The 18,808-nt window shown below is 69.7% G+C and carries 18 protein-coding genes; 12 read left to right on the top strand and 6 right to left on the bottom strand.

What is annotated here, in order from left to right; translation table 11 throughout:
* Positions 1-13: 13 nt before the first annotated feature.
* Positions 14-121: a hypothetical protein gene (locus K8V84_RS25950; RefSeq protein ID WP_369696681.1), complete on the top strand. Its 108-nt coding sequence runs from the start codon at positions 14-16 to the stop codon at positions 119-121.
* 118 nt (positions 122-239) lie between these two features.
* Here K8V84_RS25950 and K8V84_RS25265 read toward each other — a convergent pair whose 3' ends face one another.
* Complete coding sequence (locus K8V84_RS25265) at positions 240-848, bottom strand: GNAT family N-acetyltransferase (RefSeq protein ID WP_304079305.1); 609 nt, start codon at positions 846-848, stop codon at positions 240-242.
* A gap of 139 nt (positions 849-987) precedes the next feature.
* Here K8V84_RS25265 and K8V84_RS25260 point away from each other — a divergent pair, with 139 nt between their 5' ends.
* From K8V84_RS25260 to K8V84_RS25235, 6 genes are all read left to right on the top strand, one after another.
* Positions 988-2,154 carry a winged helix DNA-binding domain-containing protein gene (locus tag K8V84_RS25260; RefSeq protein WP_304079303.1) on the top strand — a complete coding sequence of 389 codons (1,167 nt, stop codon included), beginning with the start codon at positions 988-990 and terminating at the stop codon, positions 2,152-2,154.
* A gap of 117 nt (positions 2,155-2,271) precedes the next feature.
* Entirely contained in the window at positions 2,272-4,092 is a 1,821-nt protein-coding gene (locus tag K8V84_RS25255; RefSeq protein ID WP_304079300.1) for a hypothetical protein, read from the top strand.
* A gap of 159 nt (positions 4,093-4,251) precedes the next feature.
* Entirely contained in the window at positions 4,252-5,226 is a 975-nt protein-coding gene (locus K8V84_RS25250; protein WP_304079297.1) for a DedA family protein, read from the top strand.
* Between the two features lie 126 nt (positions 5,227-5,352).
* Positions 5,353-6,759 carry a dihydrolipoyl dehydrogenase gene (lpdA, locus tag K8V84_RS25245; RefSeq protein WP_304079295.1) on the top strand — a complete coding sequence of 469 codons (1,407 nt, stop codon included), beginning with the start codon at positions 5,353-5,355 and terminating at the stop codon, positions 6,757-6,759.
* A gap of 193 nt (positions 6,760-6,952) precedes the next feature.
* Entirely contained in the window at positions 6,953-7,642 is a 690-nt protein-coding gene (locus K8V84_RS25240; protein ID WP_304079293.1) for a hypothetical protein, read from the top strand.
* Between the two features lie 4 nt (positions 7,643-7,646).
* On the top strand, positions 7,647-8,258 hold the full coding sequence (locus K8V84_RS25235) for a mismatch-specific DNA-glycosylase (RefSeq protein ID WP_304079290.1): 612 nt from the start codon (positions 7,647-7,649) through the stop codon (positions 8,256-8,258).
* Between the two features lie 82 nt (positions 8,259-8,340).
* On the opposite strand, the gene K8V84_RS25230 is transcribed toward K8V84_RS25235, so the two are convergent.
* A complete protein-coding gene (locus K8V84_RS25230; protein WP_304079287.1) occupies positions 8,341-9,933 on the bottom strand; it encodes an OmpA family protein in 1,593 nt (530 codons plus the stop codon).
* 268 nt (positions 9,934-10,201) lie between these two features.
* Here K8V84_RS25230 and K8V84_RS25225 point away from each other — a divergent pair, with 268 nt between their 5' ends.
* From K8V84_RS25225 to K8V84_RS25205, 5 genes are all read left to right on the top strand, one after another.
* Positions 10,202-10,795 (top strand): fasciclin domain-containing protein, encoded by a 594-nt coding sequence (locus K8V84_RS25225; protein ID WP_304079284.1) that lies wholly within the window; start codon positions 10,202-10,204, stop codon positions 10,793-10,795.
* 178 nt (positions 10,796-10,973) lie between these two features.
* Positions 10,974-12,542 carry a molybdopterin-dependent oxidoreductase gene (locus tag K8V84_RS25220; RefSeq protein ID WP_304079281.1) on the top strand — a complete coding sequence of 523 codons (1,569 nt, stop codon included), beginning with the start codon at positions 10,974-10,976 and terminating at the stop codon, positions 12,540-12,542.
* Between the two features lie 76 nt (positions 12,543-12,618).
* A complete protein-coding gene (locus K8V84_RS25215) occupies positions 12,619-13,284 on the top strand; it encodes a fasciclin domain-containing protein (protein ID WP_304079278.1) in 666 nt (221 codons plus the stop codon).
* 109 nt (positions 13,285-13,393) lie between these two features.
* The gene (locus K8V84_RS25210; protein ID WP_304079275.1) at positions 13,394-13,984 is read left to right on the top strand and encodes a sigma-70 family RNA polymerase sigma factor; all 591 of its coding nucleotides are present in this window, start codon (positions 13,394-13,396) and stop codon (positions 13,982-13,984) included.
* Positions 13,981-14,721 (top strand): anti-sigma factor, encoded by a 741-nt coding sequence (locus tag K8V84_RS25205; protein ID WP_304079272.1) that lies wholly within the window; start codon positions 13,981-13,983, stop codon positions 14,719-14,721. The genes K8V84_RS25210 and K8V84_RS25205 overlap by 4 nt, the downstream gene beginning before the upstream one ends.
* An 80-nt stretch (positions 14,722-14,801) precedes the next feature.
* Here the strand turns inward: K8V84_RS25205 and K8V84_RS25200 are convergent, their stop codons facing one another.
* The 4 genes from K8V84_RS25200 to K8V84_RS25185 all read right to left on the bottom strand — a co-directional run bounded on the left by K8V84_RS25200 (position 14,802) and on the right by K8V84_RS25185 (position 18,785).
* On the bottom strand, positions 14,802-16,088 hold the full coding sequence (locus K8V84_RS25200) for an MFS transporter (RefSeq protein WP_304079269.1): 1,287 nt from the start codon (positions 16,086-16,088) through the stop codon (positions 14,802-14,804).
* Positions 16,089-16,477: 389 nt separating this feature from the next.
* Positions 16,478-16,618 carry a hypothetical protein gene (locus tag K8V84_RS25195; protein WP_304079266.1) on the bottom strand — a complete coding sequence of 47 codons (141 nt, stop codon included), beginning with the start codon at positions 16,616-16,618 and terminating at the stop codon, positions 16,478-16,480.
* Positions 16,619-16,716: 98 nt separating this feature from the next.
* Positions 16,717-17,439 carry a TetR/AcrR family transcriptional regulator gene (locus tag K8V84_RS25190; RefSeq protein WP_304079263.1) on the bottom strand — a complete coding sequence of 241 codons (723 nt, stop codon included), beginning with the start codon at positions 17,437-17,439 and terminating at the stop codon, positions 16,717-16,719.
* On the bottom strand, positions 17,436-18,785 hold the full coding sequence (locus K8V84_RS25185; protein ID WP_304079260.1) for a CynX/NimT family MFS transporter: 1,350 nt from the start codon (positions 18,783-18,785) through the stop codon (positions 17,436-17,438). Before K8V84_RS25185 ends, K8V84_RS25190 begins: the two co-directional genes overlap by 4 nt.
* Positions 18,786-18,808 lie beyond the last annotated feature (23 nt).

Below are 18,808 nucleotides of genomic sequence, written 5' to 3'. Positions count from 1 at the left end.
CGGTCCCACGGGGTTGATCCCCGAGGAGTTCGACCCGGTCACCGAGCGGGCGTTGGGCAACCACCCGCAGGCCTACTCGCACCTGGGTCTGATCCGCTGCGCCCAGCTCCTGGACCGGTAGACACAGGGCGACCCCGCGTCGCCGGCGCACGAACACGCACCGCCCCCGGGATCCGAGCTCACGCAAGAGAGCCGCCCCGGGGGGTCGTGCGTCGACCAGGACGGCCGGCGCGCCGTGTTCAGCGTCGGCGGGGCCCCTCCTCCAGGCGGGTACGCACGAGCGGCCACTCGGAGCGCAGCACCGAGTAGTACACCGCGTCCCGACGTCGGCCTCCCGGCATCACGTTGTAGCTGCGCAGAACGCCCTCCTCCGTGGCGCCGATCCCGACCAGCCCCCGGCGGGCGCGCTCGTTCAACACGTCCGTCTTGAACTCCACCCGTTCGGCGTCCATGGCCTCGAAGGCGTGCCGCAGCAGCAGGTACTTCGCCCAGTGGTTGACGCCCCGACCGCGGAAGTCGCGTCCAAGCCAGGAGCCGCCGATCTCCAGGCGCAGGTCCGGCTCCGAGAGGTTGCCGTAACTCATGCTGCCCGCGACCCGTCCGTCGACCGGATCGGTGACGGTGAACGTGGTCCGTTTCCCCTTCTCGCTCGCCGCCAGGTAGGAGTCGAAGAAGCGCTCGAAGCCCGCGGCGTCGTCCACCCTGGTGGTGAAGTGCGTCCAGATGTCCGGGTCGAGCGCCTGCTCCCGCCAGCCGTCCCGGTCACCTTCCCGGAGCGGGGTGAGTCGCACGTACGCGTTCTCCAACCGGACCCGTGATCGCTCCGCCCACGTGTGGTTCTCCACCATTTCGTCCCCAGACGGCTCGTCGTCACTTTCTCGTCGCAGTTTAGGTTCGTCCCCCTCCTCCGTTTCGACGGGATCGGCCCCGGATCGTCGGTGTCGGTGAGTAGGGTGCCGACACACAACGGAACCCGGAGTGCACCCCATGGCCACCGTCCTCAGTCGCCGCGCGCTCAACCGCGCCACCCTGGCCCGGCAGTTCCTCCTCGAACGCGTGGACCTGCCGACCGTCGAGATGATCACCCGCCTCGGCGGGCTCCAGGCGCAGACCCCGCACACCTGGTACGTCGCCCTGCAGAACCGACTGCGGTCCCCCGATCCGCACGAGGTGGGCCGGCTGCTCACCGAGGGCGCGCTGGTCCGCATGTCCCTGATGCGATCCACCCTCCACCTCGTGACCCCGCAGGAGGCCCGGTGGCTGCGCGGCACCACCGGTGAGGTCATGGCAAGGGATCTCGAGAACAGTTCCCACGGCAAGGCGACCACCGGTTTGGACCGGTCCGCCGTTCTCGACACGGCGCGCAGGATCCTGGAGGAAGAGCCGCTCGCCCCCAAGCGGCTGGGAGAACGCCTGGCGGAGCACTGGCCGGGCGTTCCCGGGCCGCACCTCTCCTACGTGGTGCGCTGCCTCCTACCGGTCGTCCAGGTCCCACCACGCGGTGTGTGGGGCGCGTCGGGCCCTCCGGCGTTGGCCCCCGCGGACACCTGGACCGGGCTGCCCATGAACGCCGAACCCGACCGTGAACGCCTGGTCCTGCGCCACCTGGCCGCCTACGGCCCGGCGAGCGTCCAGGACATCCAGGCCTGGTCCGGGTTGACCCGCCTCAAGGCGGTCGTGGAGGGCATGCGCGACCGGCTGGTGTCCTTGCGCGGGGAAGAGGAAGAGAACCCCGAGGGGGCCCGCGGTCCCGTCGAGCTGTTCGATCTGCCCCACGCCCCTCGCCCCGGCTCCGACCTCTACCCGGACCTGCTCCCCGACACCCCCGCGCCCGTCCGCTTCCTCTACGACTTCGACAACCTCCTCCGCGCGCACGCCGACCGCAGCCGTGTGATCTCCGCCGAGGGGCGGCGCCGTATCGCCGTCCGCAACGGCATGCCGCCCGCGACGATCCTCCTGGACGGTTCGGTGGTGGCCACGTGGAGGGTGAACCCCACCCGCTCCTCCGCGCGCACCCGGTCCCTGGAGGTGTCTGCCTTCCGCCCGCTCACCGGCTCCGAGGCCGAGGAGATCGTCCACGAGGGCCGCCTGCTCCTCGATTTCCTCGCCCCAGGTCAAAGCGGGCGAGAGGTCCGAATCCACGACCCTGATTGATCTTTCGGCCTTCTCACCCCTCCTGGCCCCTCACCTGCGCCACTCTCACCACGCACCCGTTTCGTGCACATGCATCCGGGTCACAACAAGTCCGTGAGGGTATGACAGGATTCTGGGGTGATTGAAGAGTTCCGCGCCGCGTTCCAACGGGTGCTCGACACCGCCGCCGGCCAGGCCCACGACTTCCCTGAGGCGGTGAAGGAGGCCTTCCGGCTGTCCTCCAGCGTGCCCAAGGAGGAACTCGAGATCGCTCTCGAGGCCCTGGCTCCGGTACTGGGCGATTGTGAACCCTACGCGGGTGTCGCGGCCGATCTCTCCGTCCTGGCCGGCGCCCTGGCCGAGTCCGGCACCCCCGCCGGGCAGGCCGGTCTGGAGGTGCTGCGACAGGTCGGCAGCTACGGCCAGGCCGCTGTGGCGTTCATGCACGCCTGGGACAAGACCGGCGGCGGTACTCTGCCCGCGCCCTCCCAGGTGGGCGACAAGGAGGAGAGGCGGGTCGAGGAGGTCCTCGGCGACAACGCGCCCCTCGCCACCGCCGGTTGGTGGACCGCCCAGCGCTACGGGCTCGCCGCCAAGGCCATGCTGAGCGACTCCGGTGTGCGTTCGGCCGTGCGCGCGGACCCCAGCGCCCTGGACGGCCTGAGCCAGATCGTCGAGGCCCTGTCCACGCGGTTGAGCGAGTTCGGTGAGGTCGCCGAACTGCTGCGCATGGCCGAGGTGAGCCGTGTGCTCGTCCTGGACCGCGCTTCGTGGCGAGGCTTCCGGGTCCGGTTCGACGGCGTGAGCGACAACTTCCAGCTGCACACCCTGCTCGCCGACGCCCTGATCGGCAAGGAGGGATTCCGGCTGTCCGGCACCCGTCCCGACCCCCGCTGGGTGGTCGCCTCGCAGGACGGACAGGTGGATCCGCTGGCCGACGTGGTGCGCGGCGAGTGGGACCTGGTCGGCGGCGACGGCACCTGGGTGGGCAACGAGGCCTGCCCCGGGGACATCCCCGTGGTGGACGGCGAACGCGTCCTCGTCCTGGAGCCCCAGTCACTGACGCACTCCTGGCGGGCCGGGCGGCGCCACCCGCACATCGTCGGCGTGCTCACCGTCCTGTCCGAACTGCACGCGGAGGAGACGGCCGCCTGGTGGGCACGGATCCACCCGGCGGGAAGCGTCCGCCACCCCCTGGCCCCGGCGATCGAGAACGACGACACGGGTTCGTACCGGCGGCCCCCGCGGCACTTCGGTGTGGCCGCGCACTTCGCCGAGGTGGACTCGGGGCCGTTGTCCGCCCCGTTCCCCGCCCTGGACCCGGATCTCGACGCGCCCGACACCGGGCCGCGCCCGAACTCCCCGGAATCGGACTTCGACTCCCTCTTCGGTGGCGGGTCTCCCTTCGACGACGATCCCCTCGCTCCCTCACCGCCGGCCCCCTCTTCGTTCACGTCCTCCGACGCGTCGAGCTCATCGGCTCGCGGTGAGGAGGACGAGCCCGACGAATTCGTGGTGCCGGCCCCCTGGGCCAGTGCCCCGCCACCGCAGATCGACGAGGAGTCGCATCCGATCCCGGACCCGGGTCCCTTCCGCGACCCCGACCCGTTCGGCAGCGCGCACAGCGGCGCGGACGCGCCGTCTTGGACCGACGCCCTCGACTCGCCCTCCTGGGGCGATGCGCTCGGCTCACCGTCCTGGAGCCGCACCTCTGACCCCTCCTCCTCTGGCGCCCCGCGCTCGGACGGCACCCCCGGTCCGCCTTCCTGGACGGACACCCCGACTTCACCCTGGGACGACCCCCTCGACTCGCCCTCCTCGGACGACACCTCCCAGGAGGCGGAAGAGGGGGAGCTCCCACCCGGTCACCGGCTGCTGCCGCCGATGCCGCCCGGTGTATCGGACGCCTCCACCTGGGCACCGCACTGGAAGTGGCCGCTGGACCCGCCCCGCCGCTGACGGCTCCGGGACCACGGGGCTCGCGACGCCCTACCCTGTGACTTGCGTGGACGACGTGGGACGCATGACACATGTCATCTCGCATCCACGCGCACCTCACACCGCTCCGGTGACTCCTACGACTACTGCGCGAGTGGGACCTCGCGGGAACCTGGGGACATGATGACGACGCCCGCTCCCCGGCACGACGCCGACTCGAACCCTGGTTCCGACGATGGTCCGAACGGCACCCGACGCCCCACCCGTGAAGAGGCCCTGAAGGCCGCGGAGGAGGCCTGGGGCGTGCGGGAGGCGGAACTCGGCAAGGAGATCCTCCGCTCCATGAAGCCGTGGAAGGGCCAGATGCAGCGCCAGGACAAGGTCCTGCTCGCCGTCGCCCTCCTCCTTCCGGCGCTGATGCTGCTCACCCTCCCGCTGCGTCCGCTGTTCATCGCCGACCACCCTCTGGCCCTGGCCCTGGTGACCGGCGGTCATGCCGCGGTCGGTGCCGCCTCCGCCTTCGCGAGTATCGGGCAGGGTTCCCTGTGGCCGGTGGTCCTGGCCGGTGTGATCGGCAAGATCAAGATCGACTGGGTGTTCTGGTGGTTGGGTCACCGCTGGGGACGCGGCATCGTCAACTTCCTCGTCCAGGGTGAGCGCGGGCGCCGCTTCGCCGACCGTCTGGAGACGATGAATCCGTGGGTGATGCGCGTCCTCATCCCGCTGAGCTACCTGCCGGGCGTCCCCGCGGGCATTCCCCACGTGATGGCCGGCGCCAACGGGATGCGTCTGCGCACCTACCTCTTCCTGGACGCCCTGGGCGCCCTCATGATCACCGCGTTCGTCGCCTATGTCGGACACGTATCCGGACAGTCCGGGGTGGACATCGTCCTGATGGTCGACAAGTACGCGCTGTGGATCATGCTCGCGCTCATCTTCGGCATGGCGTTGTACCCGACCATCACCACGAGTCGGGACCAGAAGGCGCGCAAGAAGCAGGCGTTGGAGCTGGCCGCCGCCGAGTACGACGCCGAGACCGCCCGGATCGAGTCCGAGGGCCCCGGCAGTGCCTCCGCCGACTCCGGCGGCACCTCCGAAACCGGAGACTCCACCTCCACCACACCCGCCTCCACCAGCGACGACAACTCCAAGTGACGCCGTCAGGACAATCGGTCACACAAAGGTGGCTTGTGCGCGACTAGGCTGGCATCCGGCAATCCGACACCCCGGGCAAGCCGGCTGCGCTGGGTGCGTCACAAACACACTCAAGGAGATCCCGTCATGGGACAGCGACACTTCGATCTGGTGGTCCTCGGCGCCGGGCCCGGCGGTTACGTCGCGGCGATCCGCGCCGCCCAACTCGGCCTCGAGACCGCGATCGTCGAGGAGAAGTACTGGGGCGGGGTCTGCCTCAACGTGGGCTGCATTCCTTCCAAGGCGCTCCTTCGCAACGCGGAGCTCGCGCACCTGTTCCACAACGACGCCGACACCTTCGGCATCAAGGTGGAGGGCAAGGTCGAGTTCGACTACGGCAAGGCGTTCAGCCGAAGCCGTGAGGTCGCGGACGGCCGCGTCAAGGGTGTCCACTTCCTCATGAAGAAGAACAAGATCACCGAGCTCAACGGGCGCGGCGTCTTCGTGGACGACCGCACCATCGAGGTGCGGAACTCGGACGGGGAGACCGAGTCGGTCACCTTCGACAACGCGATCATCGCCGCCGGCTCCTCCACCAAGCTCATCCCGGGCACTTCCCTCTCCGAGCGCGTCGTCACCTATGAGGAGCAGATCCTCACCGAGGAACTGCCCGGGAGCATCATCATCGCGGGCGCCGGTGCCATCGGTGTCGAGTTCGCCTTCGTGATGGCCAACTACGGGGTCGACGTCACCATCGTGGAGTTCCTCGATCGCATGGTGCCGGCGGAGGACGAGGAGGTCTCCAAGGAGATCTCCCGGGCCTACAAGAAGCTCGGCGTGAAGGTCCTGACCTCCACCAAGGTGGAGAACGTCGAGGACTCCGGGTCGAATGTGCGGGTCACGGTCACCGGCGAGGACGGAAGGCAGCAGACCCTGGAGGCCGACAAGCTGCTCCAGGCGATCGGTTTCTCCCCCAACGTCGAGGGCTACGGCCTGGACAGGGCCGGGGTGGAGCTCACCGACCGGGGCGCGATCGGCATCGACTCCCGAGGGCGCACCAACGTGCCGCACATCTACGCGATCGGCGACGTCACCGCCAAGCTCATGTTGGCGCACACCGCCGAGGCCATGGGCATCGTCGCCTCGGAGACCATCGCGGGCGCCGAGACGCAGGAGATCGACTACCGGTTCATCCCGCGCGCCACCTACTGCCAGCCCCAGATCGCCAGCTTCGGCTACAGCGAGGCCCAGGCGAGGGAGGCGGGCTACGACGTCCAGGTCGCCAAGTTCCCGTTCATGGCCAACGGCAAGGCCCATGGGCTCGGCGACAGCCGCGGCTTCGTCAAGATCGTCTCGGACGGTAAGTACGGCGAGTTCCTGGGCGCCCACATGGTGGGGCCCGACGTCACCGAACTGCTGCCGGAGCTGACCCTGGCCCAGCAGTGGGACCTGACGGTGCACGAGGTGGCACGCAACATCCACGCCCACCCGACCCTGAGCGAAGCGGTCAAGGAGGCCGTGCACGGCCTCGCCGGGCACATGATCAACTTCTGACCCACCGCACCACGGCCGACCACGTCGGGTTCGGCCACGAGGTGACGCGGAAGCGGGGCCGGGCCGAGGGGATGCCCTCGGCCCGGCCCCGCGGTCCGTGCCCCCGTGCTTCCCGGAGTTGCTAAGTTTCCCTGTGTGTCCCCCGCCGGCGCCCCTCCCACGTGCCCGGCGCACCCCGAACCGAAAGCCACCCATGCGCCTGATTCCGTCCACTCCCCTGTCATGCCTGGGCACGGCCGTCGCCGCGGTCGTCATCGGCGGTTTCGTCCTCGTCGGCTGTGACGTGGTCGACCTCGACCTGGATATGAACCTCTCCAGCGGCGACGGCTCGGAATCACCGGACGAGGAGGCGAGCGCGAGCCCCGACCCCGGTGAGGAGGAGGCCGAGGAACAGGAGGACTCCTCCTACGGGCTTCCCGAGTCGTGTGAGGCGGCGGGCGCCGCACAGATCGTCGGCGACCTGGCCCCCGGTACCGTCCTCACCGAGGAGAGCGGGGAGATCGACGGGGTCGACGACGCCGAACAGCTCTCCTGCACCTACAGCGACGGGAACACCGATCCGGGCACCGCGTCCTTCACCCTCCTGTTCACCTCCGGCGCCGACCCGAGCGCCGACCCGGACGTCATCCAGGTGCCCGGTTCGGAGGCCGAGATGAACTGGGAGGTGGACGTCGACGTGGACGTGGACACCTACCACACGGAGGAGTCCGACGACCTCGACGGCGACCTGGAATACGTGGGCACCGTGGACGGCTCCAGCCGTCACCTGTACCTGCAACTGCCCGGCGACTTCCACGTCACGGCCATCGTCTTCAACGACGACGTCGAGCGGGGCGACCTGGAACGCGTCGTCCTGCAGGCCGCCGGTCAGATCCGCAACTAGCCCCATGGCTTCGGAGGCCGAGGGCGGACCCACGCGGGGGTCGGTGGGCCGAGCCGAGAAGGAACTCGAGGCCGGCCGCGACCTCCTGCTGCCCGACGTGCTCGACGAAGGGCTGTCGGTGGTGTTCCGCAGGCTCGACCCCGGGCTGACCAGCGCGGTGCGCGGACACCACTTCGCCACCCCCGGGAACCGTTTCTGGCCCGCGCCGGGTCGGTCCGGGTTCACTCCGGGTCTCCGCACCCCCGACCGGGACAGGGAGCTGCCCCGGCTGGGCCTGGGGTTCACGAACCTCGTCGCGCGCACCACCCGGGGTTCGGACGAACTCGCGCCCGAGGGATTCGTCGAGGGTGCGAGGGAGCTGCGCGGCAAGTTCCTCGCCCTGGGTCCCTCGTGGCCGGCGTTCCTGGGCATCACCGGTTACCGGGCGGCCTTCGGGGTACGGCGCCCGAAGGTCGGTCCGCAGGAGGAGAGCATCGGTCGGACCCGGCTGTGGCCGCTGCCCAACCCGAGCGGACGCAACGCCCACTACACGCCCGCGATGTTGGCCGAGGAGTTCGTCCGGCTCCGGGTCGCCGCGGGCCTGCCCGACCGTTCGACGGGCGCCGACTCCCCCTGAGAACCGACCCCGGGAAACGACGAGGGAGGAGGCGCCGACGTCGTGTCGGGCCTCCTCCCTGTTCATGAGGGTTCTGTATCCCCTAGTACTCGACCGGGATCTCCTCGAACTCACCGAAGGGGCCGGCGCGCATCGTCAGCTCCTCCACGTCCACCGGCGGGGCGGGGAACACCGCGACCAGCTCGTGCGTGTTACCGGGCTGAATCGTGTGCACCTCCTCGGCGAAGCTGCTGTAGCGGTTCTCGCCGAAGTCCATCTGTGCCACGTAGCGGACCAGCCCACCCTCCGGCTCGTACAGCTGGAACCCGCCCAGGGTGCCCTTGTTGAACTGCTCGGGGCCGCCGGCCACCGTCTCGCTGCCGCCCAGCTCGGGGGCGAGCGGATCGTCGGTGGTGTTGGTCATCGCCACGGTGCCGATGACGTAGGCGCCGTCGCGGCGCAGCGGGTAGATCTCCAGCCGGATCCCGTTCTCCTCCCCCTCGGCGACCACGGAACCCGGGTCGTCGCTGTAGGGGGCGGGCCAGGTCACGTTGCGCTGGGCCACGCCGAGACCGTCGTCGTCGTACTCCTCGTCCTCGGTGGCCTCCACCGTCGGGTTGAAGACGTAGGAGAACTCCACGCGCCGGTTGCGGGCCCGCGCCTCCTCGTCGTCGGAGCCGCCCTCGCGAGCGATGGGCTCACGCTTGCCCCGGCCCTCGACCTCCAGCCGGTAGTCGGTGCCGAGCTCTTCGGCGAGCAGGTCCCGCACGCTCTCGGCGCGCTCCACCGACAGGCCGTCGTTGTAGGCGTCGTCGCCGATGCCGTCGGTGTGGCCGACCACGGTGATGGTGGGTTCGTCGGGGTCGACGTTCTGGGCCAGGGTGGTGGCGGCGCGGCGGACCACGTCCTCGGCGTCGTCGGTCAGGTCCGAGCGGTCGAACTCGAACATCACGTCCGAGTGCAGCGAGATGATCTCGCGGTCGCCGTCCCGGGTGGTGGAGGCGATCTCGGAGTCGACGAAGCTCTGCACCCAACCCTCGTCGGCGAGGGCGTCCTCTTCGGGGCGACGGTTGGCGAAGGTGAGGTTCTCGCCCCGCCCGGGCGGGTCGTCCAGGGACAGGTGGTCGGGCCCGTTGGGGTTCTCCGGGTCCTCCCGCTCGGTCTCCACGTCCTGGATGGGGATACCGGTCATGGCGCCCAGCCCGCTGCCGACGAACGTCACCTGGGAGACCTCGTCGGGGATACGGGGGAAGTAGCGGGTGTACTCGTTGGTGACCCCGTCGTGCACCGGGTAGAGCCCGTCCTCGTTGGGGCTCTCCGATCCGTACTTGAGGCCCTCGTCGTCGAGGAACTGGCGGTAGACGCGTCCGGTGAGGGGGTCCACCAGGGTGTGGGCCATGCTCAGGTTCCGGTTGGGCCCGGCGAAGTCGTCCAGGTAGGTGACCTCGTAGTGCATGACGGTGTAGTCGTCGGTGCGCTCCAGTCCGGTGATGGCGAAGCGCATCTCGGCGTCCTGGCCGGTGTCCTGGAAGATGCGTCCCTCGCGAACGTAGGGGAACTCCTCCCTGACCTCGGGCGGTCCGGACGCGTCTCCGAAGGTTTCGGACCACCAGTCGGACACGGGGGCGCAGCCACTGAGGAGGAGGCTGCCCGAGACCATGAGCGCGACCACGGTTAGGTGCTTCTTCCGCGCCATGTGGGGGAACTCCGATCGTTGAGAGGACGTACCGGCAACATCTTCCAGCACTCACGGGGTCGAACCGACCAAGGTGTCCCGTGAAGAGTCGCGGCACCCGCCCTGGCCAGCGATGACCCGTATGCGCGGATTCCGTTTCAAGGCGTTCCGGGGCGCCGGTCGGCACCCCGTTCCACGTTGGCGCTTCGGCGCGTCGCGACTCTCGACGCAAGCGATTCACACGTAACGTGATGAATTCGTAACTCTGAGTCGTCTGGCGGAGTGGAAGATGCATCGAACCACCCTCACGGCCGGGTGCGCCGTGCTCCTTCTCTCCCTCGCCGCCTGTTCCGGGGGGAACGGCGGGAGCGAGGAACACGGCCGCAGCGCCGAGGCCGACACCGAACCGGTCAGAGCCTTCGGCCCCGGCTGCGCGGACTTCCCCGACACGGGTCCCGGGAGCCTCTCCACGATGGCCGGGCAACCCCTCGGCGACGCCATCGCCGACAACCCCTTGCTGGGCCGCCTGGCCGACGTGCTGGAGCGGTCCGGCCTGGGGTCGGACCTGGACACGGCCGACGACATGACCCTGTTCGCCCCCACCGACGACGCATTCGACATGTACCCCACCGCGGAGATCCAGGGTCTGCTGGACTCCCCCGACGGTCCCGCGCACCTTCTGGGCCACCACGTCGTCCTCGGTGAGTTCGGCAGCGCCGACCTGGACGGTGGTTCCTTCGACACCCTCAACGGCGACCGTCTCGGCGCCACCGAGGACGAGGGCGAGTACACGGTCGACGGCTACGCCCCGGTGGTCTGCGCCGACGTGCACACCGCCAACGCCACCGTCCACGTGGTGGGCATGCTCCTCATCCCGTCCTGACACACATGGACCGCCGAACCCACGTCGACGGTGACCGCGCGGTGGATCCGAACCCCGCGGAGAAAATCCCGGAAAAAGTCGTCGACCGACCCATCCGCCCCCGCCTCGGCTCCGAATACCCGACGTGACCACAAGGACAAGCGGGACACCGCGCCCGCCACACGGCACCCGACCACGGATGATCGGTGCGGTCCTCGGCCTGCTCGTCGTCGGGGCGGCCCTCGGATTCGGCGAACTCGCCGCCGGGCTGACGCGTGCGACCTCGCCGGTGGTCACGGTCGGCGACGCGCTCGTCGACAACAGTCCCCCGTTCCTCATGGAGTGGGCGATCACGCTCTTCGGTACGGCCGACAAGGTCGTACTGATCACCGGGGTCGTGGTCGTCCTCGTCCTGGCCGGCACGCTGCTCGGAGCCGTGTCACTACGTCGCCCGGCCCTCGGCTACACGGGGCTGTTCCTGTTCACGGCGGTGGGGCTCACCGCCGTGGTCCTGCGCCGCGCCGACGACCTGGGGGCGGCCTCGGCCGTGGTAGTCGGCGGGGCGGCGGGCGCCGGGGCGCTGTGGCTTCTTCTCAGGAGTGCGCGTCCGGCCCTCCAAGCGGGGGGAGAGAAGAAGGGGGAACCCCGGGCACCGGCGGACGCGGAGGGCGACACGCCCCCCGCGCCGGGGCCGGACCGGGGACCGGGGAGGCGCGGTTTCGTGCTCACCTCGGCCGGGGTCCTCGCCGCCACCGGATCCGCCGGTGCCCTGGGGCGTTTCCTTCCCTCTCTCACCGGCGGCGCCGGGTCCAGGGGCGAACTGGCGCTCCCCGCGCCCGCCGAACCCCTGCCCGCACTGCCGTCCGGCGCTGACCTCGACGTTCCGGGTCTGGCACCCTTCACCACCCCGAACAAGGACTTCTACCGGATCGACACCGCGCTCACCATCCCGCGCCTGGACTCCACACAGTGGACCCTGCGCGTGCACGGACTGGTGGATGAGCCCTTCGAGATCGACATGGATGAACTGCTGTCCCGCGGGCTCGTCGAGGCCGACATCACCCTGGCCTGCGTGTCGAACCAGGTCGGCGGCGACCTCATCGGCAATACCCGCTGGCTCGGATTCCCGCTCGCCGACCTGCTGCGCGAGGCGGGGGTCCACTCCGACGCCGACCAGATCCTCAGCACCTCGCAGGACGGCTGGACCTGTGGCACCCCGACAGAGGTGGTCATGGACGGCCGCGACTCCCTCCTCGCCGTGGGGATGGGCGGCGAGCCGCTTCCCCACGTCAACGGCTTCCCCGCCCGCATGGTGGTGCCCGGTCTCTATGGGTTCGTCAGCGCCACGAAGTGGGTCACCGACATCAGGCTGACCCGCTTCGCCGACGAACAGGCCTACTGGGCCCGGCGCGGGTGGGGCGTCCGCGCCCCGATCAAGACCATGTCCCGCATCGACGTGCCCGCCCCGCTCGGGCGCGTGGACTCCGGCGAGGTCGTCCTGGCCGGGATCGCCTGGGCCCAGCACCGTGGCATCGACGCCGTGGAGGTGCGCGTCGACGACGGCGACTGGTGGGAGGCGGAACTCGCCGCCGTCCCCGGCATCGACACCTGGGTGCAGTGGGTGGCCGAGGTCGACCTCGATCCCGGAATGCACTCGGTGGAGGTGCGGTCCACCGACTCCACCGGGTTCACCCAGCCCGCGGAGCGCGTGGATCCCATCCCGGACGGGGCGACCGGGTGGCACCGGATCCGGTTCACCGCCGACTGAACGCCACCGACCCCACCACGACCACAGATCGTCAACGCCCACAGATGTGACCAGAGTGAATCAAGGGAGAGAAGAGATGAACACCATCATCCGCAAGAACGTACTCACCACGACCGCTGCCGCCGCCGCGCTCGCCTTCGGCCTCACGGCCTGCGGTGGCATGGACGACGGAGCCGAAGAGGCCCCGGAGATGGGCGACGCGGAGGAGACCAGCGAGAACGGTGACGGCATGGAGGAGGAGGGCTCCGACGGGGGGATGGAGACCGCCGGCGAGAACTTCGGCCCGGGCTGCGCCGACGTGCCCGAGGACGGCGAAGGCAGCTTCGAGGGCATGGCCCAGGAGCCGGTCGCCACCGCCGCCTCCAACAACCCGCTGCTGTCCACCCTGGTCGGTGCCGTGGAGGAGGCCGACCTGGTCGACACCCTGGACTCGGCCGAGGACATCACCGTCTTCGCGCCCAGCAACGACGCGTTCGACGAGATCCCGCAGGAGGACATGGACGCGCTGATGGCCGACCAGGACCAGCTGACCGAGGTGCTGACCTACCACGTCGTCGAGGGCCGACACGCGCCCGAGGACCTGGAGGACGGCACGTTCACGTCGCTGCAGGGTGGGGAAGTGACCACCAGCGGCTCCGGCGAGGAGTTCACCGTGGACGAGGACGCCGAGGTGGTGTGCGGCAACGTGCAGACCTCCAACGCCACCGTCTACATCATCGACTCCGTTCTGATGCCCTCCTGATGGGAGGGTGAACCGAGCACCCGGGCGGCTCGAACTCAGAGGACGGGTCGCCCGGGACCACCCATCGCACCGGAACCACAGGACCACGTCCCTCACCGGAAGGCCGTAGATGGACAGGGCGACGGCGTCACCGCAGGGGTCCTCCCCGGGGGGCCCTCCCGAACTGGAGGATCTACTGCGCCGTGTGGCGCACGGCGAGGAGCAGGCGTTCAACAGGGTGTACGACCTGCTCGGTCCGACCGTGTACGGGCTGATCCGGCGTGTGCTGCGCGACCCCGCCCAGTCGGAGGAGGTCGCCCAGGATGTGCTGGTCGAGGTATGGCGCAGCGCCTGTCGTTACGACCCGCGCAGGGGAAGCCCCCAGGCGTGGGTGATGACCCTGGCCCACCGCAGGGCGGTGGACCGTGTGCGTTCGGAACAGGCGGCCACCGACCGGGAGTCCCGAGCGGCGGCGGCCGATACCGAACGCCCCTATGACGAGGTGGCCGAGCAGGCCACGGACAGACTGGAACGCGAACGTGTCCGGCGGTGTCTGGAGAACCTCACCGAAGTCCAGGAACAGTCGGTGCGTCTGGCCTTCTACGGCGGTTACACCTACCGTGACGTGGCCCGGCTGCTGTCGACGCCCCTGGGCACCATCAAGACCAGGATGCGCGACGGACTGATTCGACTCAGAGACTGTTTGGGGGTGGAGTGGTGAGAAGGTCACTCGGGCCGGACCTGCACACACTGACCGGCGCCTACGCGCTCAACGCCCTCACCCCGAGCGAGAGCGTGCGGTTCGAGGACCATCTGAGCGACTGCGACTCCTGTGTGCAGGAGGTTCGAGGTTTCACCGAGACCTCCGCGCGGTTGGCCGCCGCGGTCGCCGAGACACCGCCCGTGGAACTTCGCGCGAAGGTGCTGGAGGAGGTCTCCCGGACCCGTCAGCTCGCTCCCGCCCCCGAACGACTGCCCGAACCCCGCCGCCCCGGACTTCCCTGGACGCTGGGTCTGGTGCTGGCCGCCTGCCTGGCCGCGATCATCGCCCTGGGCGCGGTGGTGCTCGACCAGCGCGAACAGGTGAACGAGCTGCGCGGCAACGAACAGCAGATCGCCGCGGTGTTGGCCGCGCCGGACGCCGTCACCACCAGCGCCGAGCCCATGGAGGGCGTGAGCGTGACGGTGGTGCGCTCCGAGTCCCTGGGCGACCTGGTGTTCAGCGCGCACGGTCTGGAGGACCTGAGCGACGAGGACTACCAGCTGTGGCTGACCCGGCCGGACGGGTCGGTCTCTTCGGCCGGGGTGCTCGCGGTCGAAGAGGAGGGTTTCGTCCTCCCGGTCCTGGCCTCCTCCCAGGACGAGGAGACCGACGGCATCGCCGTCACCATCGAGCCGGAAGGCGGATCCGAGCAGCCCACGTCCGATCCGGTGATGGCCATGCCTGTCGACGGCTGACCGGCGTCGACGATACCCAGGACGGTGGCCGACGTCGGCCACCGTCCTCGGCGTGCGTTCGGCAGGAGAGGGCGGGTCCTTCAGAGGACGGAGACCTCCTCCGGGCGAGGCAGGGTCCGCATGGTGGGACCGAGCGTGAACAGCGCGGCCAGCACGGACACCACCGCCATCGTCACGAACACCGGGACCGGGCCGGCCAGGTCGAAGACCACCCCCACCCCGACGATGCCGATCGGCTGGGACAACAGCGCCATGAACGTCACCGCGCCCAGGGCCCGCCCCTGGTGGTGGTCGGGCACCGTGGCGGCCACGTAGCCGAAGAAGACCGCGTTGACGCAGGGGACCGCGGCGAAGACGAACGCCACGATCATCCCCAGCGGAAGCACTCCGGGTGTGATCACCAGGACGAGCGCGCAGACCGGCGCCGACCACGCCGCGAAGAGGAAGATCCGGGAGGGGGTCACGGCCCGCAACACCGGGCCGGCCGCCAACGCTCCGGCCAGCCCGCCCAGCCCGGCCAGCGACACGGTCACCCCGACCAGCAGGTTGGAGGCGCCGCGCTCATGCGCGGTGGCGATGATCGCGAGGAACACGCCCGTCTGGGTGAAGGCGAGGTTGAAACCGATGATCCAGCACATCATCGGCCGCAGGATCGGGTGCCGGGTCAGGAGGACGAATCCGGTGACGGTGCCGCGCAGGGTCCACGGTTCCCCTTCCGGGCGCCGTGGGGCCTGCATGGGGCGGCGGATGCGCAGGAGCAGCGCCGTGGACAACAGGTAGCAGGCCGCCTCGGTGAGGAACGGGAAGGCGCGGCCCAGACCGAACAGCGACCCGGCCAGAGGCGCGCCGAGGGCGGTGGTACCGAAGAAGCGGATCTGGTTCTGCGCCGACGCGCTCGCGACCTGCGAGGACGGGACGAGCTGTTTGATCGCCGCCATGGCCACCGGGTTGGAGACACCCATGAGGGCCGAGGAGGCGACCGCCACCCCGATGACGAGCGGCACGTCGACCTCACCGTTGAGCAGCATCGAGGCGAAACCGACGAGGAGCAGGAGCCGGCCGATGTCGCAGACGAGCAGGATGGCGCGCCGGTTGACGTGGTCGGCGAGGGATCCTCCGACCACGGCCGTGATCATGGTGGTGGCGACCTGAGCGGCACCGATGACGCCCGCCTGGGACGCGGACCCGGCCAGGAGGAGGATCAGCAGGGGGTAGGCGACCTCACCGCTCTCCTTGCCCAATCCCGCGAAGAAACGGCTGGTCCACAGGGCCTGGAAGTCCTGGTTGCGGATGAGCGGAGCGGGCCCCTCGGCCCCGTTCCCCGGTGGTTGCGGGTGAAGGTACGGCTGTGGCCGTTCCATGGTCATTGTGTGCGACTTCCCGTGGTGTGCCCGTGGGAGCCGGGGTGCCCCGACCCCACCGACGGCGTGCTGAGCCGTTGTTCCCATCGGGGTCGAGGCGATCAGGGAGGGAATTCGGGGTACGCGAAATAAGGGCGTGCGGGGGGTGGGATGCTCATGTCGCCATTATGCGCCCGTTGCAGGCATTGGCGAGCTTCTGAGACCGCATGTGACGCATATCCGTGAAAGTGGCCACTATTGGCCGTTCGTGCACGTGCATGCGCCTGTTCTCCCTGTGCCTTTCGCCCCAAGGAAATGGGGCTCAGGGCACTCACAGGGACGAGAGTGACGATTTCGGGTGACCGTCCGTCACCGGTTTTCCCTTTTTGGTCTCCGACCGACGGTCAGGAACGGACTCAGTGGTGCAGTCCCTTCTTCCCGGGGGCCCAGAAGGCCTTGACCCGGCCCGCCTCGATGACCACCCCCTCGGACCGATGCCGCCCGAAGTGGTTCACCAGGGGGTTGACCGACTTTCGCCGAACACCTTCGCCCACCATGCCGCACTCCCTGAATAGAAGATCTCATTTTAGTTAGACCCTCTAACTCAACAGGCGAGCACCCCGGGCTGTCAAGCGTCATCGGGACCGGCGAACGATCAATCGGAAGGAGGCGTGTACTCCAGACCCAAGGAAGCACAGACCTCGTGCAGACACTCCTCGAAGAGCGGCCCGACATCCGAGTACGCGAAGTCCAACTGGTGCAGGACCTCCATGCACAACAACCCGTAGATCCGCGTCCAGGTCGACAGGAACACGTGCGCGGCCGACGGCGGAAGGGCGCCGTCGATCCTCTCCGAGTAGGAACACAGCTGCCCCCACAGGGCGGGCCCCAGCCGGGTGGCCTCGGGAACCGGGAACCCGGGTCCCTCCCACAGGTCGACGAACTCCCCGAGGAAGACCTTCTCGAACCCGTCACCGGCCTGGAACCGGGGGGACTCCTCCCGCCTGGGCCCGCGTGGGATTCGCGCGGGTCGGGCGAAGGTCCACTCGAACTCGGCCGGGTGGGCGACCGCCCACCCGCGCATCGCCCGGCACATCGCCAGGAGACGGACGCCCGCGTCCTCGCCGGCGTGGACGTCGCGTGCCGCGGTGATCACCCCGGTCAGCTCCCGGAAGAAGTCGATGGTGATCGCCTCGACCAGTTCCTCGTGACCGGTGAAGTACCGGTAGAGCGCCGGACCGCTCATCCCCATCTCGCGGGCGACGGCGTTCACCGTGACCGCGGAGGTGCCACGCTCCACCAGCAGCCGGCGGGCAACCTCCCGGGCCTCCGCCATGGTGGCCGCTCGCAGTCGCGCCCGCCGCACCGGTGCGGTCATCGCTCCCCCTCACACACCATGGCCGTTTCCGGTCCACAGCGTAGTGCCCGGGCGGGCGCGACGTCCGATCGGTCGTGAAGGAGCTCCGACCGGTCTCGACGGGGATGCCGTCCCCGTGCCGCAGCTTCGATGGTCCACGGGGTGCGTTCGACGTGGGCGACGACCGCCGCCACCACGAGCGAACCTCCGGCGACGAGGACGTAGGAGGCGGTCCAGCCTCCGGTGAGCTCGCTCAGCAGACCGAACAGCAGCGGCCCGCCCAGGGCGATCCCGCTGCCGGCACCCTGCACGAACCCGGACAGGGCGGCGGCGCCCCGCGCGGTGGAGCTTCGGGCGTTGATCATGGTCATGGTGACCACGAACAGACTGGTGCCCAGCCCAAGGAAGAGGACCCACACGACGGCGAGTCCCGGTGCCAGCGCCACGCCCAGGTAACCGATCCCGTAACCGGCCAGCCCCAGGGCCACGACCGGGAAGGTGTTGGCGGTGCGCAGGGTGACCGCGGGTGCGACCAGGCCGAACATCAGGCTGGTGCCGACCATCAGCGAGACCATGCTCCCCGCGGCGGCGGGGCCGTGCCCGGCGTCGCTCAACAGGGTGGGAAGCCACGTGAACAGCGTGAAGACGTTCCAGGTGACCATGCCGAAGAGCAGGGCCATTCTCCAGGCCATACCGATCCGCGGGATGGGACGGGCCAGGGGCCGATCATCGCCCATGGTCGTGCTCGGAGAGGCCACGGGGCCGCGCCGGCGCCACTGCACGGCCCACAGGAGGGCGGCGACGAGGGCGATGCCCGACCATGCGCCCAGGGCGACCCGCCAACCGACGACTTCGGCCAGGGGCACGGCCACCAACGGTGGGAAGAGCGCGCCGAGGTGGATCGCGACCATCTGGACGGTGCTCAGCGTGGCGATTCGGTCGGGGAAGTACTGCTTGATCAGGGGCGGCAGCACGACGTTGCCGAGGGCCGCTCCGGTGAGGGCGATGCCGGTGAGCGCGAGCAGCGCGCCGGTGTCGGGGGCGAAGGCCCGCAGGACCTGACCGATCCCGGTGAGCAGCATGCTCAGGGCCGCCGTGGCCTCGGCCCCCAGGCGACGCATGATCGCAGGAGTGACCAGGCCGAAGATCGCGAAGGCGACCAACGGCAGGGTGCCGAAGACACCGACGACGGTGGCGGTGAACCCGAGTTCCTCGCCCACGGTGGTCAGCAGCGGAGACAGTGAGGTGACGACGAGGCGCAGGTTGAGCGCCGCGCAGACGATCGCGACCAGGGCCAGGACGCGGCCCCGTGTTCCAGGGCGTACCGACGATCGGTCGGTGCCGGGCGCGACAGAGGAAGGTCTCATGGTGGCGGACGTCCCTTTGTTGT

The sequence above is a fragment of the Nocardiopsis listeri genome (assembly GCF_020741345.1).
Lineage (GTDB): Bacteria > Actinomycetota > Actinomycetes > Streptosporangiales > Streptosporangiaceae > Nocardiopsis > Nocardiopsis listeri_A.
Note: the sequence above shows the minus strand (reverse complement) of the source record. Positions and strands in the feature narration are given on the sequence as shown.

Coding starts and splice junctions, on each gene's coding strand:
- K8V84_RS25265 (WP_304079305.1), bottom strand. CDS start 848: ATGGTGGAGAACCACACGTGGGCGGAGCGATCACGGGTCCGGTTGGAG.
- K8V84_RS25260 (WP_304079303.1), top strand. CDS start 988: ATGGCCACCGTCCTCAGTCGCCGCGCGCTCAACCGCGCCACCCTGGCC.
- K8V84_RS25250 (WP_304079297.1), top strand. CDS start 4,252: ATGATGACGACGCCCGCTCCCCGGCACGACGCCGACTCGAACCCTGGT.
- lpdA (WP_304079295.1), top strand. CDS start 5,353: ATGGGACAGCGACACTTCGATCTGGTGGTCCTCGGCGCCGGGCCCGGC.
- K8V84_RS25240 (WP_304079293.1), top strand. CDS start 6,953: ATGCGCCTGATTCCGTCCACTCCCCTGTCATGCCTGGGCACGGCCGTC.
- K8V84_RS25235 (WP_304079290.1), top strand. CDS start 7,647: ATGGCTTCGGAGGCCGAGGGCGGACCCACGCGGGGGTCGGTGGGCCGA.
- K8V84_RS25230 (WP_304079287.1), bottom strand. CDS start 9,933: ATGGCGCGGAAGAAGCACCTAACCGTGGTCGCGCTCATGGTCTCGGGC.
- K8V84_RS25225 (WP_304079284.1), top strand. CDS start 10,202: ATGCATCGAACCACCCTCACGGCCGGGTGCGCCGTGCTCCTTCTCTCC.
- K8V84_RS25220 (WP_304079281.1), top strand. CDS start 10,974: ATGATCGGTGCGGTCCTCGGCCTGCTCGTCGTCGGGGCGGCCCTCGGA.
- K8V84_RS25215 (WP_304079278.1), top strand. CDS start 12,619: ATGAACACCATCATCCGCAAGAACGTACTCACCACGACCGCTGCCGCC.
- K8V84_RS25210 (WP_304079275.1), top strand. CDS start 13,394: ATGGACAGGGCGACGGCGTCACCGCAGGGGTCCTCCCCGGGGGGCCCT.
- K8V84_RS25200 (WP_304079269.1), bottom strand. CDS start 16,088: ATGACCATGGAACGGCCACAGCCGTACCTTCACCCGCAACCACCGGGG.
- K8V84_RS25195 (WP_304079266.1), bottom strand. CDS start 16,618: ATGGTGGGCGAAGGTGTTCGGCGAAAGTCGGTCAACCCCCTGGTGAAC.
- K8V84_RS25190 (WP_304079263.1), bottom strand. CDS start 17,439: ATGACCGCACCGGTGCGGCGGGCGCGACTGCGAGCGGCCACCATGGCG.
- K8V84_RS25185 (WP_304079260.1), bottom strand. CDS start 18,785: ATGAGACCTTCCTCTGTCGCGCCCGGCACCGACCGATCGTCGGTACGC.